The sequence below is a fragment of the Aidingimonas halophila genome (assembly GCF_900106955.1).
Lineage (GTDB): Bacteria > Pseudomonadota > Gammaproteobacteria > Pseudomonadales > Halomonadaceae > Aidingimonas > Aidingimonas halophila.
Genome location: NZ_FNNI01000002.1, coordinates 506,524 through 521,076 on the forward strand (window position 1 = coordinate 506,524; position 14,553 = coordinate 521,076).

Consider the following 14,553-nt stretch of genomic DNA (forward strand, 5'->3'; position numbering starts at 1 on the left):
GGATAGCATGACGGACCAACAGACACGTGATCCCCGCCAGACGGTGGAAGTTCTCTCAGAGGCACTTCCTTATATTCAGCGCTTCTCGGGAGCGACGGTGGTGGTCAAGTATGGCGGTAACGCCATGACGGAAGACACCTTGATCGACTCGTTCGCGCGCGACATGGTGTTGCTCAAGGAGGTCGGCATCAATCCGGTCGTCATTCATGGCGGCGGTCCACAGATCGGCGACTTGCTGGACAAACTCAAGATCGAGTCACGCTTCGTCAATGGCATGCGTGTCACCGACGCCGAGACCATGGACGTGGTCGAGATGGTACTGGGCGGATTGGTCAACAAGAGCATCGTCAACCTGATAAACCAATGTGGCGGCAAGGCTATTGGCCTGACCGGCAAGGACGGCGGCCAGATCCGCGCTCGTCAACTGAAGGTCGAGCACCAGACACCCGAGATGACGGCGCCGGAAATCATCGATATCGGGCATGTCGGTGAAGTTGAGTACATCGCCACGGACCTGATCGAAATGCTTGCTCAACGCGACTTTATCCCCGTGATCGCCCCGATCGGCGTCGATGGTGAGGGGCGTAGCTACAATATCAATGCCGACCTGGTTGCCGGCAAGGTGGCCGAAGCCCTCTCGGCGGAAAAGCTGATGCTGTTGACCAATGTCGCCGGGCTCATGAATGCCGACGGGGATGTTCTGACCGGGCTGACGACGACGAAAGTCGACGAGTTGATTGCCGACGGCACGATCCATGGAGGCATGCTACCCAAGATTCGCTGCGCCCTGGATGCCGTCAAGGGTGGCGTGAGAAGCGCTCATATCATCGATGGACGCGTACCGCACGCGACCCTTCTGGAGATCTTCACCAATGCAGGTGTCGGCACGCAGATATTGAAGTCCAACTGAGAGATAAGAGGGACGACATTCATTTGCCCGATCCCTCTCCTCTCAGTAGGATGACCTGATGATCGAATCCATTAGAAGAATGTCATGACGCAGGAACTCTCCAAGTCCAACCGCCGGGAGGAAATACTCCAGGCATTGGCATTAATGCTCGAGGAGGACAGTGGCAAGCGTATCACCATCGCCTCGCTGGCACGTCAGGTCGGTGTATCTGAGGCGGCCCTGTACCGCCATTTTCCAAGCAAGGCGCGTATGTTCGAGGGATTGATCGAGTTCATCGAAGACACCTTGTTCGAACGTATTCGACGAATACTCGACAACACCCCGGAGGCGCTGCCTCGCTGCCAACAGATCCTTACGCTGCTACTAGCCTTTACAGAGAAAAACCCCGGCCTGTCGCGACTCCTGGGTGGCGATGCCTTGACGGGAGAGACGGCACGGCTACGACTGCGCATCCATCAACTGTTTGAGCGACTGGAAACCCAGTTGAAGCAAGTATTGCGCGAGGCTGAAGTTCGTGAAGGCCGGCGCCCGACATTGCCGGCCAGCCAGATAGCCAACCTGCTGCTGGCTCATGTCGAGGGGCGTATCACTCAGTTCGTGCGCAGTGACTTCCGACGGCGTCCCACTGAATACTGGGAAGACCAGTGGCCGTTGCTGGCGACGGGATTATTGAGAGATGTCCCTCGCGCTGCCGGAGCCTGACCCCTGCCGGCACCATGACCTCCCAACGGAAAACGCCCCTGTACCGTAAAAGTCCAGGGGCGTTGAGATCGTCATTCGAGGGTACTCAAGCAGTCAGTGCATCCCCCAACTGCTGCTTGATCTTCTTCATGGCATTCTTCTCGAGCTGGCGGATACGCTCGGCAGAAACACCGTAGATATCAGCCAACTCATGGAGTGTCGCCTTGGGTTCAGCCAGCCAGCGACGCTGCAGAATGTCGCGCGAACGCTCATCCAACCCTTCCAGAGCCACTTGCAAGCGACGGGTCGAATCCTCTTCCCAGTCGCTGTCTTCCCATTGAGTGGCCGGATCGTAGCGCGCATCGTCCAGATAGTGAACCGGCGCCTGATACCCCTGCTCCTCCTCTTCGGATGACGAGGCATCGAATCCCGCGTCATAGGAAGACAGACGACCTTCCATCTCCCGCACCACTTCGGGTTTGACGTCAAGATCCTTGGCAATGGCATCGACCTCATCGCTATTAAGCCAAGCCAAACGCTTCTTGGCGCTGCGCAGGTTGAAGAACAACTTGCGCTGCGCCTTGGTTGTCGCAATCTTGACGATCCGCCAGTTGCGCAGGACGTATTCGTGAATTTCCGCCTTGATCCAGTGAACGGCAAACGAAACCAAGCGAACTCCCTGATACGGGTCGAAACGCTTGACCGCCTTCATCAAGCCGACATTACCTTCCTGAATGAGGTCGGCCTGAGGCAACCCATAGCCTGAATAGCTACGGGCAATATGTACCACGAAACGAAGATGTGACATGACGAGCCGACGAGCCGCTTCCAGATCATTGTGCTCATGGAGTCGGCACGCCAGTTCATGTTCCTCATCAGCCGACAGTACCGCAATACCATTGACTGCCTGAATGTAGCCATTCAGGTCATGACCCGGGGATAAGTGACCAACAGGCTGAAGACTGGTGCTCATATGCAAGATGTCTCCGCAAAAGCCCAAAAAATGACCGTCAACAATTGATCGTAACTGATGACTCAGAGCTAACCACTGATTTCCATTCTACTAATTACCCCCTCATCCGTGAAAAGGGATTTACCAACCGACACGATAATCGAAATCTATATTTTCGACTCGGGACGTCCGCAAAGGTTCCCCGTGACGATGACATCCTAGCGTGGGCGAATGTCAGCCAGATGACGGTTTACCGCCACCCAGGCCCCCGACCAGCCTAGCAGTGTACTAGAGAATAGCAGCACTGCCGACCCCAGCCAGTCAAGTGAGGGCATCCGATAATCGGCGCCATAGCTCTCGGCCAGTGCTGTCACGGGCGACGCCAACCAGTGTCCACCCAATGACAACAGCATCCAGGCCAGCAGACCTCCACCCAAGCCATACCATGCGCCGCTATAGAGAAAGGGGCGTCTTACAAATGCATGCGTCGCTCCAATCAGCGTCACAACCTCGATCTCCTGACGACGGCTTTCCACCGATAGTCGAATGGTATTACCAACGATCAGCAGCACCCCCAAACCGAACAATCCGCCCAATGCCAGCACCAGTCTCTGTCCCAGCTCGGCCAGGCGACGCAAACGCTCCAGCCAGGCCAGGTCAAGGCGTACCTCATCCACCCCAGATACCTCTTCAAGAGCGCCTGCCAACTGCTCAACCTCTTCGGGAGCGGTATCTCGTGGGGAAATGACGACGCTGGCCGGCAACGGATTATTTTCCAAGCGTGCCAGAGCATCCTCGAGCCCCAAGGACTCCTGAAATTCGCGCATGCCAGCTTCAGCTGTAATCAGACGCGCTTCGGCAACCCCCTCATGCGCACGCAGTGCCTCTGTGACCCGTCCGGCCTCCGCATCCCCGACGGCTTGCTCCAGATACGCCGTGAGTGTGGCACTTTCATCCAATTCGGCATCGAGTAACCGGGCACTATCCAGCGTCAGCCATAAGCCAGCCGGCAATATCAGCGCAATCGCAATCGCCAGCATGGTCAAAAGACTGGCCAGCGGATGACGTATCAGTCGCGTGGCACTGTCCCGGCACATGGCCCGATGATGGCGTGCCCAGGCACGTAACTGACTACCTTTTCGAGGGCGTTGACCGCGCGCACCACGCATCGACGTGTGGCGAGGCTGGGCCTCTCTCATGCCGCCTCCTCATCGGCCACCAAACGGCCTTCCCGTAGACGCAATATCCGATGGCGCAACCGGGTGATCAGCGCCAGGTCATGACTGGCGACCATCACAGTCGTACCGATACGATTGAAATCCTCGAACAACGTCATGATATCGGTCGACAACTGCGGATCGAGGTTACCTGTCGGCTCATCGGCCAACAGCAACGCCGGCTTGTTGACCACGGCCCGGGCGATACCCACCCGTTGCTGCTCACCGGTCGAAAGCTCGATAGGCAATGCCTTCTCCCGATACAGCAAACCGACCTTGTCGAGTGCCGCTCTCACCCGTCGTGCTGCCTCATGCGGCTCCATCCCCTGGATCGTCAGAGGTAATGCCACATTATCGAAGACTGACCGGTCGAAGAGCAGTTGATGATCCTGGAAAACGACACCTATCTGACGGCGATAATACGGGACCTGACTGACATGCAGCCGGTCGATGTCATGACCGGCGACCAGCACACGACCGCGACTGGGACGCTCAAGTCGCATCAACAAACGCAGCAGCGAACTCTTGCCGGCACCGGAATGGCCGGTAAGGAAGACCATCTCCCCACGGCGGACTCGGAAGTCGATATTGGATAAGGCTTCGAAACGCCCTCCATAGCGTTTTCCCACATGCTCGAATTCGATCATGCGTCACGGGCTCTGAGCATCGTTATTATCACTGGCGAACAGTGCATCGACGAAATCGCGGGCCTCGAAGGGACGCAGATCATCCAGCGTCTCACCGACACCGATGTAGCGGATCGGGGTACCGAGCTGCTTGGCCAGAGCAAAGATGATGCCTCCTTTGGCAGTACCATCCAGCTTGGTCAGCGTGATACCGGAGACCGGTACGGCCTCGTTGAAGGTGCTGGCCTGGGAAAGCGCATTCTGGCCAGTACCGGCATCGAGCACCAGCATCACCTCGTGAGGCGCCGTCTCGTCGATCTTGCCCATGACCCGACGCACCTTCTTGAGCTCTTCCATCAGATGCCCCTTGTTGTGCAGGCGTCCGGCAGTATCCGCAATCAGCACATCGACCCCGCGGGCTTTGGCCGCCGAGAGAGCATCGAAGATCACCGAGGCACTATCGGCACCGGTATGCTGCGAGACGACTGGTACGCTATTGCGCTCACCCCAGACCGTGAGCTGCTCCACCGCCGCAGCACGGAACGTATCACCAGCAGCCAGCATGACACTGCGCCCTTCAGACTGGAAGCGCTTGGCCAGCTTGCCGATGGTCGTGGTCTTGCCGACACCGTTGACACCTACCATCAGGATCACGAATGGCCCCTCACCCTTGGGGGGAAGCGACAGAGGCGTGGCGACGGTATCGAGCATCGTCGTCAACTCGTCCTGCAGAGCACGATATAGCGCCTGAGGGTCGGCCAGCTCCTTGCGTGATACCCGCTCGGTCAGACGGTCCATGATCTCGGTCGTCGCCTCGATCCCGACATCCGCCATCAAGAGCCGGGTTTCCAACTCCTCCATCAATTCGTCATCAATCTGCTTCTTTCCCAGAAACAGATCTGCCAGCCCCTCACTGAGCTGGGAGCGTGTCTTGCCCAAACCGGCCTTGATTCGCGCGAACCAGCCCTGCTTTGTCGGCTGGGATATCGACGAGGCCGTTTCCTCCGGCACCGGCGTTTCCGCTGCTACCGATTCGGGCGACGTCGCCTCAGAAGGCTCAACGGCCGCCTCTCCCTGACGCTCTTCTGCCGTCGTGTCAGAGGTTGACTGATTACCATCCTGCTGCTTCTTACGTTTGAATACACCGAACATGGTCGAAATCTGCACCGGGAAACGGAATGAATCCCCCTATCCTACCACTGCGCTATGACAGGGGATAAGCGCCGGGTACAATTCACTTCCATGACACGCCGTAAAACGCCTACCCGACGACCCAATAATTCCGGTCCCAAGCGCAAGGGGACCGGAAATCTGCGTATTATCGGCGGCATCTATCGCCGCCGCCAGCTCCCCGTTCCGAATGCACCGGGGTTGCGTCCTACACCGGACCGAGTTCGCGAAACGCTGTTCAACTGGCTAGCATCCGCCACGCCCGGCGCGCGCGTTCTCGACTTATACGCAGGCACCGGCGCCCTGGGGCTCGAAGCTCTTTCCCGAGGGGCCCTCGAATCCCTCTTCATCGAAAACCACGACGCAGCGGCAACGCAACTGGAAACCAACCTGACCCGCCTGGGTGCCCGGGGTCGGGTCGTCAAGGCAAATGTCGACCACTTCCTGCAGCATGAGGGGGCGCCCCATGACCTGGTATTTCTCGATCCCCCGTTTCGTCAAAACCTGGCCGAGCGCACCTGCACGCTTCTCGAAACCCATGGCTGGCTAGAGAGTCACGCATGGATTTATCTGGAAACCGAAGCGGAACACCCTCCCCGCGTGCCAATCTCATGGCAACTGCACCGTGAAACCCGTGCCGGTGATACTATCGGACGACTCTATCGTCGTGAGGCGTCGCCGAGCGGCGACGCTTGCTGAGCGACGACACGCGGCGTACGCTGCGCCCTGACGCGCCCCAATCAGGCATGACCGCCGTATCCGCAAGAAGATAGCAGGAGAGACAGGATGAGTAGTGAACTCTTCAACCAGCTCGAACAGAAAGTGACCCATGCCGTCGAGGCGATCGAGATGCTAAAAATGGAAGCCGAAGAGCTCCGTGAGGAGAATGCCCGCCTCAAACAGCAGCATGAAGAGTGGGAGCAACGACTGAGCAGCTTGCTGGGCAAGTTCCAGGAACTGGAAGGTAAAGACGAGAGCAACGCCTGATTCGTCGTGATAGCGACATCAAGGACGTCGCGACATCAGGATAGCGTCTTCCCGCTGCCCTCTCCCGCCGGTCTCCCTTCGCTCCGGCGGGTAGTATCCCGGACGACACCCCTCTTCCACGAACCCGAATTGCTGATACAGCCTCCGCGCAGGTCTATTTCCCGCACGTACTTCCAACAGCACGCGTTCACTCTGCCACCCCTTGGCCTCACGCATCAGCACATCGAGCAACCGGTAGGCGATCCCCTGTCGCCGGCATTGAGGAATCACGCCGATACGCTGCAGCTCCGCTTCGAAAGGTAATCGCGCCAGCACGGCAAAGGCAACCAGAGAGTTCCCCTGGTCATCGGCGGCACCCCAGATGACCGTCTGAGGGTCCGCCATTACTGCCGCCCATTGCCCGATCGACCAGGGAGAGTCACTCGTTCGACGATCCGCGTCCAGCAGAGCGGCTTGCCATGAAGCGTCGAGACGATAGAAGTCGATGTCGGCCACCCGGTCCCTCAATCACCGTCATCCGCAGCCTGGAACCACTGCACCTGCCATGTCGACAACATCGGTAGAAGCGATCGCTTGGCACCAGCATCCTGAGCGAGCGTTTCCAGCGCCGGCCCCTGCCAGGCCGGGAGACCCAGCAAGGTGCTGTGCCCCTCGGTAATGGCGAGCACATCTTCAAGTACTGGAGCATGGCCAAAGAGCAATACCCGCTCCAACCGCCAACCGCCACGGCGCCGACCATCGACGAACGCCCGGAGTCCCTCTCGGGCTTCCTCGAGGGGTTCGTGCACCGGCAACTCCTCGATCATCGGCCAGTGAAAGGATTGGAATACCAGCCCGGTCTCGCATTCGATACCAGCAGCACGGAAGATATTGGCAAGCAGTCGCTGTGACAATGACGATGGTGGCGTACCGTCCGGCAGTATGACCAGCCACCGCCCATCTAGCGATGCGACTTGCAGGGAAAAGCGCAGCGCCTGGGGCGCGTCGTCGGAATCGATGTCCGGCCGGGCTTGTTCGTCATCGGAGCTACGCTCCTGGATCGTTTCCCTGTCATTGGCAAGGGGTACCTCATCCTGCGAGGCGCTGTCCGCAACGCCTTCCAGTAACGCCCGCGCCCTGCCTGGCCGTGTAGTCGATGCCTCATCCGCGCCATATGAAGGGGCCGGCGGTGATGTTTCCACCAGTGCCGCCTGCAGTTGCGAGACAGAGGGTTTGACGTCCTCGGATGGCTCAGGCCATTCACAAGCCATGCTTTCGGCCGCATTGGGCAAGCGATAGCGCCCTACCCAAGCGGTCACTCCCATGGCCTGCAGGTACTGCAAGCGTTGCGGCTCCGTCATCACGACGCCGCACCACCGCCACGGCAGTGAGGTGAATCGGGACGGTTAGCCCCACGCGCCTGCCACTCTTCGGGGGTGTAGAGATGGAGGGCTAACGCATGCACCGGCCCAGCCAGTTCATCGGCTAACGCCGCATAGATCTGCTGATGACGCTTGACTGGCATCAAACCGGAAAAACGCTCGGAAACCAGTGTGACCTTGAAATGGGTTTCGGAATCGGCCGGCACGTTATGCATGTGACTTTCGTTCTCGACCGACAGGTAGTCGGGATCGAGCGATTGCAGCTTGTCTTCGATACGCGCCTGAATGCTCATGATAATAATGCCTCGTGACGAATCAGCGAACCGCCGGTCGCGGCTGCAGCTATTCATTATACGCGCTCAATCGGATGGAGACGACGGGGCGATCGCAGGCGATAGTGTCGGGGCGGTGCGGCACAAACTGGCCATGATAGCCAGCCCACAAGCCGAACAGGCCACCCAGATCGACCACTGCACCGAACCGAGTTCCGCCGCCAGCCATACACCGACCGACGCCACGCCGAATGACTGACCCACGGTGCGGACCGTACTCATGACGCCCGAGGCATTGGCACTGCGCGCCTTGGGAACCTGGCTCATCATTTCCCGATTATTGGGTGCCTGAAACAGACCGAAGCCCAGACCGCACAACGCCGTGCGCCATAGGCTATCAACGACGCTGGCACCACTCTCCAGGAGTGATAGCGATATCAAGCCACACAGGAGCAGTACCAGCCCCGATGTTGACAGCAGCGCGGGGTTGATTCGGTCGGCCAATCGCCCCGACAGGGGACCGGCGAGCATGATCGTCAGGGGCCAGGGGGTGAATAACCAGGCAGTCATCAGCGGCGAATGCCCCATTTCCTGCTGATAGAGAAAGGACAGCGCCACGAAAGTCAGCCCCTGGGCCACAAATGCCAGTCCCGAGACGATCACGGCCAGTGAAAAACGCCGTTCCCGGAACAGGGACAGCGGTAACAACGGATGGCTGGCGCGACGCTGGCGGCGGAAAAACAGCCAACCGCTGGCAAGACTGCCGATCACCAGCGCCACGACCGACCATCCCGTGTCTCCATGTCCCACGGCATCCATGGCCAGAAAGAAGCACGCCAGCATAGCAACCGACCATAGAGCACCCTGCAGATCAAAGCCCCCCTTCCGCCGAGGTTCCGACGGGAGTGCCCGCCAAGCCAGTACCAAGGCTGCCAGCCCCAAGGGAACATTCAAGGCAAACAGCCAGGGCCAGTCGGTAATGGCCAGCACTGCCCCACCCAGCGTTGGTCCACTTGCGTACCCGCCAGCCACGACCAGGGCACTCAATCCCATTGCCGATCCCAGCAGGCGAGAGGGAAAGATCCGTCGATACAACGATGGCCCGATCGACAGTGTCGCAGCCGCTCCCAGGCCTTGCAGAGCGCGAAAGACCAGCAGCATTTCCAGGCTCGTCGACAGGGCACTGCCCAAGGCAGAGAGCGAGAACACACCCAACCCGGCGATATACAGTCGGCGCCGAGTGACGAGTTCGCTCAAGGAGGCACACAACAGCAGCATGGCCGCGCACACCACCTGGAACAGGCTGACGACCCATACCGCTCGCGACCCGGGGACTCCTAGATCGTGGGCTATCGATGGCAGAGCGATATTGATCATGGTTGTGTCGATCACGGCAAGCAAGGTGCCGAGCACCAACACCAGTACCGCAAGACGACGCTCCGGACCGGGCAAGCCATCATCGCCGGGACGTGTCTCGAACAATCTGCTCATTAACACTCTTTCATTAGTACCGAAAAAACCGGCAAACGCCGGTCATAAGCGGACATGGAGAGCCCGCGGGAAGCCATAACCGCGCGGCTCAGTCCAGGTCGGTCTCCAGCAGCAGCGAGTCATCGAGTTCAGCGATCTCCAAGGGTGTCTCGTCGTCGAGATCTACCGCCAAGTAGCTGTGTTCGATGCGAAGGAAACGCTGGAACAGCGCCCAGTTCAGAGCCTCGGGCCATTGGCGCTCATCCTCCTCCCAAGCGCGCAACTCGCACTCGAGGATGTCCATGAAACGCTCCTGGATAAAGGCTTCCAGCGCTTCCGGAGTATCCATCTCCGGAATCAGGTAGACAGTGCTCTCCCGATCGACATCATCCAGCGTGAGGTCCTCCTCACCGACAGTTGGCTCCAGCGAGTTGACCCAATCCAGAAACGCCTGGGTGGGCTTGACGCTCAGCGCAGAGCGATTGAGCAGTTTCATTGGACTCTCCTCGACATCGAAACGCTGATCATTATGGGCTCTTGTCTCGCCGCTTACCAACGAATTCCGTGAAGGAATCGCCATGTGGTCCAGATCCACCCCACGGGGAGCCCGCCTGGCACACGTGAACGCTCAGTCTCCACTCGGGCGCATCGCCGGGAACAGCAGTACATCACGTATCGACGCACTATCAGTCAGCAGCATCACCAAACGATCGATGCCGATACCTTCTCCTGCCGTGGGCGGCAGACCGTATTCCAGCGCACGGACGTAATCCGCATCGTAATACATGGCTTCCAGATCACCAGCATCCTTTTCGGCGGCTTGCTCACGGAAGCGCTCCGCCTGATCCTCGGCATCGTTGAGTTCCGAGAAACCGTTGGCGATTTCACGACCATTGATGAAGAACTCGAAGCGATCGGTGACGAACGGATTATCATCGTTACGTCGTGCCAAGGGGCTCACTTCGGCCGGGTACTCGATGATAAAGGTCGGTTGATCGAGTTTGGGTTCTGCCACGGCCTCGAATATTTCCGTCTGCAGTTTGCCCAACCCCCAGCTTTGCTTGGGCTCGATTCCCAGGCGCTCGCATAAGGCAGCTGCCCCGTCATGGGTATCGATATCGGACTCACCGATCCCTTCGCCATACTCGAGAATTGCCTGACGCAGCGTCAATCGCTGGAAGGAAGCTTCCAAGTCATAGCGCCGCCCCTGGTAATCCAGCGCTGCGCTTCCCAGCACCTCCCGAGTGACTTGCCGAACCAACGCCTCCGTCAGATCGAGCAGATCGCGATAATCAGCATACGCCCAATAAAACTCAAGCATCGTGAACTCGGGGTTATGCCGCGTCGACAACCCCTCGTTACGGAAATTGCGATTGATTTCGAAGACTTTCTCGAAGCCCCCCACCACCAGACGTTTCAAATAGAGTTCCGGCGCAATACGCAGATACATATCCATATCGAGCGCATTATGGTGGGTAATGAACGGACGTGCCGCCGCACCGCCGGGAATCGGCTGCAGCATCGGCGTTTCCACTTCCATGAATCCCCGCGCCTCGAAGAAGCGGCGAATCGCCGACACCACACCGGCACGAATCTCGAAGGCTCGGCGTGATTCCGGATTCATGATCAGGTCGACATAGCGCTGACGATAACGCGCTTCCATGTCGGTCAGGCCATGGAACTTGTCGGGCAGCGGACGCAGGCTCTTGGTCAGGAGTACCGCCTCACGCATCATCACATACAAGTCCCCTTTGCCGGACTTATGCACAGGCCCCTGCCCCGCGACGATATCACCGATATCCCATCCCTTGATGTCCTCAAGAAGCTCGGCCGACAACCCTTTCTTGTCGATATAGAGCTGTATCTGACCCGAGGCGTCCTGGATGACGATGAAGGGACCACGTTTACGCATGATTCGACCGGCAACGGCAGCCTGCCTGTCCAACTCTTCAAGCTCGGCTTTTTCCTTGTCGCCCAACTCGGCCTGTAATTCGGCCGCCATGCTGTCGCGGCGAAAATCATTGGGAAAGGCACTACCGCCTTGCTCCCCCGCTTTCTCACGCCGGGCTGCCAGTTTGGCACGGCGCTCGGCGATCAAGTGGTTTTCGTCTTGCTGGGAGCCATCCTGGGAAGAGCTCTGGTTCGACATGTCATTACCTATCAAAAGTTGGGCTTCAGGCTTCATCAGGGTACAGCGTCATCACGGCCCCCGTTCGTCACCCGAACGCGTCGCTCGCTGAAGCGCCTAGAGTCCCTGCTTCAAACTGGCCTCGATATATTGGTCCAGGTCGCCGTCGAGTACCTTTTCGCAATTGCTGGATTGCACACCGGTCCGCAGATCCTTGATGCGCTGGTCATCCAGAACGTAGGAACGAATCTGGCTCCCCCAGCCGATATCGGCCTTGGCATCTTCGGCCTGCTGTTTGGCCGCATTGCGCTCCTGCATCTCGCGCTCATAAAGCTTGGCTCTGAGCATCTGCATGGCCCGGTCGCGGTTGGCGTGCTGACTGCGCTGGTTCTGGCACGACACGACGATGCCGGTCGGTTCGTGCGTGATGCGCACCGCAGAGTCGGTCGTATTGACATGCTGACCGCCTGCACCACTGGAGCGATAGGTATCGACGCGCAGATCCGACGGATTGATTTCCACCTCGAAACTGTCATCGATCTCGGGAGACAGAAAGACGGATGCAAAGGAGGTGTGGCGACGACCGCCGGAATCGAAGGGGCTCTTGCGCACCAATCGATGCACACCGGTTTCGGTACGCAACCATCCGAATGCGTAATCCCCTTCGACATGGATCGTCGCCGACTTGATGCCGGCCACGTCTCCCTCGGACAGCTCGACGATTTCCGCCTTGAAGCCGTGGTGCTCACACCACCGCAGGTACATGCGCAACAGCATGTTCGCCCAATCCTGAGCCTCTGTGCCACCAGAACCGGCCTGGATATCCAGATAGGCGTTATTCTCATCCAATTCACCGGCAAACATGCGCCGGAACTCGAGCTTTTCCAGGCTTTGCTGCAGACCATCCAGTTCGCGTTCGACTTCCTCGACAGTCTCGCCATCGTCCTCCATGGCTGCCAACTCGAGCAAATCCGCATTGTCGGTCACGCCCTGTGACAATTGATCCAGAGTCTCGACGACAGAAACCAGACTGGCACGCTCCTTACCCAGCTTCTGAGCATGCTCTGGGTCGTTCCAGACGTCGGGATTCTCGAGCTCGCGGGTGACTTCCTCTAGCCGTTCCTTTTTGCCAGGGTAGTCAAAGGTACCCCCTCAGGACGTCTGTCCGATCCGACAGGTCCTTGATACGTTGATTGATCGGGTTGATCTCTTGCATGACTATCTCGCCAAAGCGTTCGCGAAAATGGCGCCGTCACGCGCGACGGCGGAAAGCCCATCATTGTAGCGAAAGCAAGGCGAAGCGGCTATCCCGCCACCGGGACTCACTCGCGAAAACACCCGGTGTAACCGGGTGTTTTCGTGCAGGGCTCGTGGCGATTCAGAAACGATAATCGACTGACAGGGCAAACACATCCGCATCGACTTCATAGGTTCCGGACAGATTGCCTCGTATCCTATTTTCATTGGAGGGAGTCGCGTCTTGATCAATGTCGCCATCATCGGCAAAGACACGCATGTAGCCGGCGGAAATCCCCAGATTCTCGTTCGGCATCCAGGTCGCCCCCAGGGAGGCCCAGCGACGGTCTGCATCCGGTACCCGCGGGGTGCGATACTCGGCACTCGGCACCGGACTCTCGTCGATGCCCAACCCGGCACGCAAGATCCACTGAGGATTCAGCGTATAGTTCGCCCCCACCGAGAAGGCCCAGGTATCGTCCCAGTTTTCAGTGGTCGTACTGTTTGAGCCATCTGCGAACTCGACGACCAGTTCATCGAAGCTGCTCCACTCGGTCCACTCGACATTGGCCATTAACGCCAAGCGATCGGTCAGTTGATGATAGACACCTAGATTGGCATTGGCCGGAGTAGTGATATCCGCCTTTCCGCCCCCATCCTGTAACTGGCCAGTGGCCTGCGACTCCGCCAACACTTGCTGGCCTGCAGCATTGTCGGCACTATAATCGACCTCACCATCCAATGTTAGATCGACCTCCGAACGATAGCTGACCCCGAAACGAGTTTTTTCGGTGGCCTGAAACAGTGCGCCCAGGGTGTAGCCGTATCCCCAGTCATCGCCGGTCACCTCGGCCATGCCATCAGCGTTACCCACCAATGCCGGATTGCCGGAACGTCCTCCCAGATCGATGGCATTGGACAACGTGGCATCGGCATACTGAGCGCGCAGTCCCACGGCAAGATCGAGACGATCGGTCGCGCGATAATTCAGGGTAGGCTGAATGTCGATCGTTTCCAGTTCCGTCTCTATGGCATGGTAACGGCCGATCCATTCCTGATCGTACTTGGTCGACAGCCCATAAGGTGCGTAGATTGCCAGCCCCAGGTCCAGTTCCTCGTGGAGCCGGGTCTTGGCCGCAAAGCTGGGAACCCAGGCGGATTCGCCTCCCTGGCCTGATGCACTGGATGAATAAGGTACCCCGGCGACATTGGAAGCCTCGGCATCCGTCAGTTCGAAATTGGCATCGATATAAGAGAGACCACCGGCGATCTGGGTCCCCTCGATATTGCCGATGGCGGCTGGGTTGTAGGCCATGAAACTGACGTCCTCGGCCCCTGCCGCCGCATTGGAAAACGCATTCCCCAGGGCTTTGGCACTCTGCTCTCGCACCTGGAAACCCGAGGCGAAAGCCGACGTAGTGACCAGGGCAGACGAAGCAATCGCCACGGCGATTGACAGTTTATTGAACTTGTTATGCATCTTGTGACGTCCTTTTCCAGGAAACTGGAAGTGTTGACAGGCATGCCCTGACCGGGCACTGGC

Annotated in this window: 16 protein-coding genes; 4 read left to right on the top strand and 12 right to left on the bottom strand. The window is 58.6% G+C overall.

Annotation, left to right across the window (positions count from 1 at the left end; genetic code table 11):
• The first annotated feature begins 7 nt into the window (after positions 1–7).
• Together argB and slmA are read left to right on the top strand one after the other, a co-directional pair.
• Positions 8–910, top strand: coding sequence for an acetylglutamate kinase (gene argB, locus BLW01_RS05695; RefSeq protein WP_092568511.1), 903 nt, complete (start codon positions 8–10; stop codon positions 908–910).
• Between the two features lie 84 nt (positions 911–994).
• Entirely contained in the window at positions 995–1,612 is a 618-nt protein-coding gene (slmA, locus tag BLW01_RS05700; RefSeq protein WP_092568512.1) for a nucleoid occlusion factor SlmA, read from the top strand.
• 85 nt (positions 1,613–1,697) lie between these two features.
• Here slmA and rpoH read toward each other — a convergent pair whose 3' ends face one another.
• The 4 genes from rpoH to ftsY all read right to left on the bottom strand — a co-directional run bounded on the left by rpoH (position 1,698) and on the right by ftsY (position 5,538).
• Positions 1,698–2,564, bottom strand: coding sequence for an RNA polymerase sigma factor RpoH (gene rpoH / locus BLW01_RS05705; protein WP_092568513.1), 867 nt, complete (start codon positions 2,562–2,564; stop codon positions 1,698–1,700).
• 197 nt (positions 2,565–2,761) lie between these two features.
• Complete coding sequence (gene ftsX, locus BLW01_RS05710; protein WP_092568514.1) at positions 2,762–3,742, bottom strand: permease-like cell division protein FtsX; 981 nt, start codon at positions 3,740–3,742, stop codon at positions 2,762–2,764.
• Entirely contained in the window at positions 3,739–4,407 is a 669-nt protein-coding gene (ftsE, locus tag BLW01_RS05715) for a cell division ATP-binding protein FtsE (protein ID WP_092568515.1), read from the bottom strand. The genes ftsX and ftsE overlap by 4 nt, the downstream gene beginning before the upstream one ends.
• A 3-nt stretch (positions 4,408–4,410) precedes the next feature.
• Positions 4,411–5,538, bottom strand: coding sequence for a signal recognition particle-docking protein FtsY (gene ftsY / locus BLW01_RS05720; RefSeq protein ID WP_092568516.1), 1,128 nt, complete (start codon positions 5,536–5,538; stop codon positions 4,411–4,413).
• A 90-nt stretch (positions 5,539–5,628) separates the two neighbouring features.
• Between ftsY and rsmD the strand changes: the two genes are divergently transcribed.
• Positions 5,629–6,255, top strand: coding sequence for a 16S rRNA (guanine(966)-N(2))-methyltransferase RsmD (gene rsmD, locus BLW01_RS05725; RefSeq protein ID WP_092568517.1), 627 nt, complete (start codon positions 5,629–5,631; stop codon positions 6,253–6,255).
• A gap of 87 nt (positions 6,256–6,342) precedes the next feature.
• On the top strand, positions 6,343–6,543 hold the full coding sequence (locus BLW01_RS05730) for a cell division protein ZapB (protein WP_092568518.1): 201 nt from the start codon (positions 6,343–6,345) through the stop codon (positions 6,541–6,543).
• Positions 6,544–6,561: 18 nt separating this feature from the next.
• Here BLW01_RS05730 and BLW01_RS05735 read toward each other — a convergent pair whose 3' ends face one another.
• From BLW01_RS05735 to BLW01_RS05770, 8 genes are all read right to left on the bottom strand, one after another.
• Positions 6,562–7,038, bottom strand: a complete 477-nt coding sequence (locus tag BLW01_RS05735; protein ID WP_092568519.1) for a GNAT family N-acetyltransferase — start codon at positions 7,036–7,038, stop codon at positions 6,562–6,564.
• Positions 7,039–7,046: 8 nt separating this feature from the next.
• A complete protein-coding gene (locus BLW01_RS05740) occupies positions 7,047–7,883 on the bottom strand; it encodes a hypothetical protein (protein WP_092568520.1) in 837 nt (278 codons plus the stop codon).
• A complete protein-coding gene (locus BLW01_RS05745; RefSeq protein ID WP_092568598.1) occupies positions 7,883–8,197 on the bottom strand; it encodes a BolA family protein in 315 nt (104 codons plus the stop codon). Before BLW01_RS05745 ends, BLW01_RS05740 begins: the two co-directional genes overlap by 1 nt.
• Before the next feature lie 66 nt (positions 8,198–8,263).
• The gene (locus tag BLW01_RS05750) at positions 8,264–9,667 is read right to left on the bottom strand and encodes an MFS transporter (protein ID WP_092568521.1); all 1,404 of its coding nucleotides are present in this window, start codon (positions 9,665–9,667) and stop codon (positions 8,264–8,266) included.
• Positions 9,668–9,755: 88 nt separating this feature from the next.
• A complete protein-coding gene (locus tag BLW01_RS05755; protein WP_092568522.1) occupies positions 9,756–10,142 on the bottom strand; it encodes a hypothetical protein in 387 nt (128 codons plus the stop codon).
• Between the two features lie 132 nt (positions 10,143–10,274).
• Entirely contained in the window at positions 10,275–11,795 is a 1,521-nt protein-coding gene (gene lysS, locus BLW01_RS05760; RefSeq protein ID WP_092568599.1) for a lysine--tRNA ligase, read from the bottom strand.
• A 96-nt stretch (positions 11,796–11,891) separates the two neighbouring features.
• A protein-coding gene (prfB, locus tag BLW01_RS05765; RefSeq protein ID WP_139243916.1) for a peptide chain release factor 2 occupies positions 11,892–12,990 on the bottom strand; the annotation gives its coding sequence in 2 pieces (ribosomal slippage) (positions 11,892–12,914 and positions 12,916–12,990; 1,098 coding nt in all).
• 162 nt (positions 12,991–13,152) lie between these two features.
• Positions 13,153–14,490, bottom strand: coding sequence for an OmpP1/FadL family transporter (locus tag BLW01_RS05770; RefSeq protein WP_092568523.1), 1,338 nt, complete (start codon positions 14,488–14,490; stop codon positions 13,153–13,155).
• Positions 14,491–14,553 lie beyond the last annotated feature (63 nt).

What these genes read in the sequence shown, in the direction of transcription:
- rpoH (WP_092568513.1), bottom strand. Translation starts at nt 2,564, where the DNA reads ATGAGCACCAGTCTTCAGCCTGTTGGTCACTTATCCCCGGGTCATGAC.
- BLW01_RS05740 (WP_092568520.1), bottom strand. Translation starts at nt 7,883, where the DNA reads ATGACGGAGCCGCAACGCTTGCAGTACCTGCAGGCCATGGGAGTGACC.
- rsmD (WP_092568517.1), top strand. Translation starts at nt 5,629, where the DNA reads ATGACACGCCGTAAAACGCCTACCCGACGACCCAATAATTCCGGTCCC.
- BLW01_RS05750 (WP_092568521.1), bottom strand. Translation starts at nt 9,667, where the DNA reads ATGAGCAGATTGTTCGAGACACGTCCCGGCGATGATGGCTTGCCCGGT.
- BLW01_RS05730 (WP_092568518.1), top strand. Translation starts at nt 6,343, where the DNA reads ATGAGTAGTGAACTCTTCAACCAGCTCGAACAGAAAGTGACCCATGCC.
- BLW01_RS05770 (WP_092568523.1), bottom strand. Translation starts at nt 14,490, where the DNA reads ATGCATAACAAGTTCAATAAACTGTCAATCGCCGTGGCGATTGCTTCG.
- slmA (WP_092568512.1), top strand. Translation starts at nt 995, where the DNA reads ATGACGCAGGAACTCTCCAAGTCCAACCGCCGGGAGGAAATACTCCAG.
- argB (WP_092568511.1), top strand. Translation starts at nt 8, where the DNA reads ATGACGGACCAACAGACACGTGATCCCCGCCAGACGGTGGAAGTTCTC.
- BLW01_RS05745 (WP_092568598.1), bottom strand. Translation starts at nt 8,197, where the DNA reads ATGAGCATTCAGGCGCGTATCGAAGACAAGCTGCAATCGCTCGATCCC.
- ftsX (WP_092568514.1), bottom strand. Translation starts at nt 3,742, where the DNA reads ATGAGAGAGGCCCAGCCTCGCCACACGTCGATGCGTGGTGCGCGCGGT.
- BLW01_RS05755 (WP_092568522.1), bottom strand. Translation starts at nt 10,142, where the DNA reads ATGAAACTGCTCAATCGCTCTGCGCTGAGCGTCAAGCCCACCCAGGCG.
- ftsY (WP_092568516.1), bottom strand. Translation starts at nt 5,538, where the DNA reads ATGTTCGGTGTATTCAAACGTAAGAAGCAGCAGGATGGTAATCAGTCA.
- lysS (WP_092568599.1), bottom strand. Translation starts at nt 11,795, where the DNA reads ATGTCGAACCAGAGCTCTTCCCAGGATGGCTCCCAGCAAGACGAAAAC.
- ftsE (WP_092568515.1), bottom strand. Translation starts at nt 4,407, where the DNA reads ATGATCGAATTCGAGCATGTGGGAAAACGCTATGGAGGGCGTTTCGAA.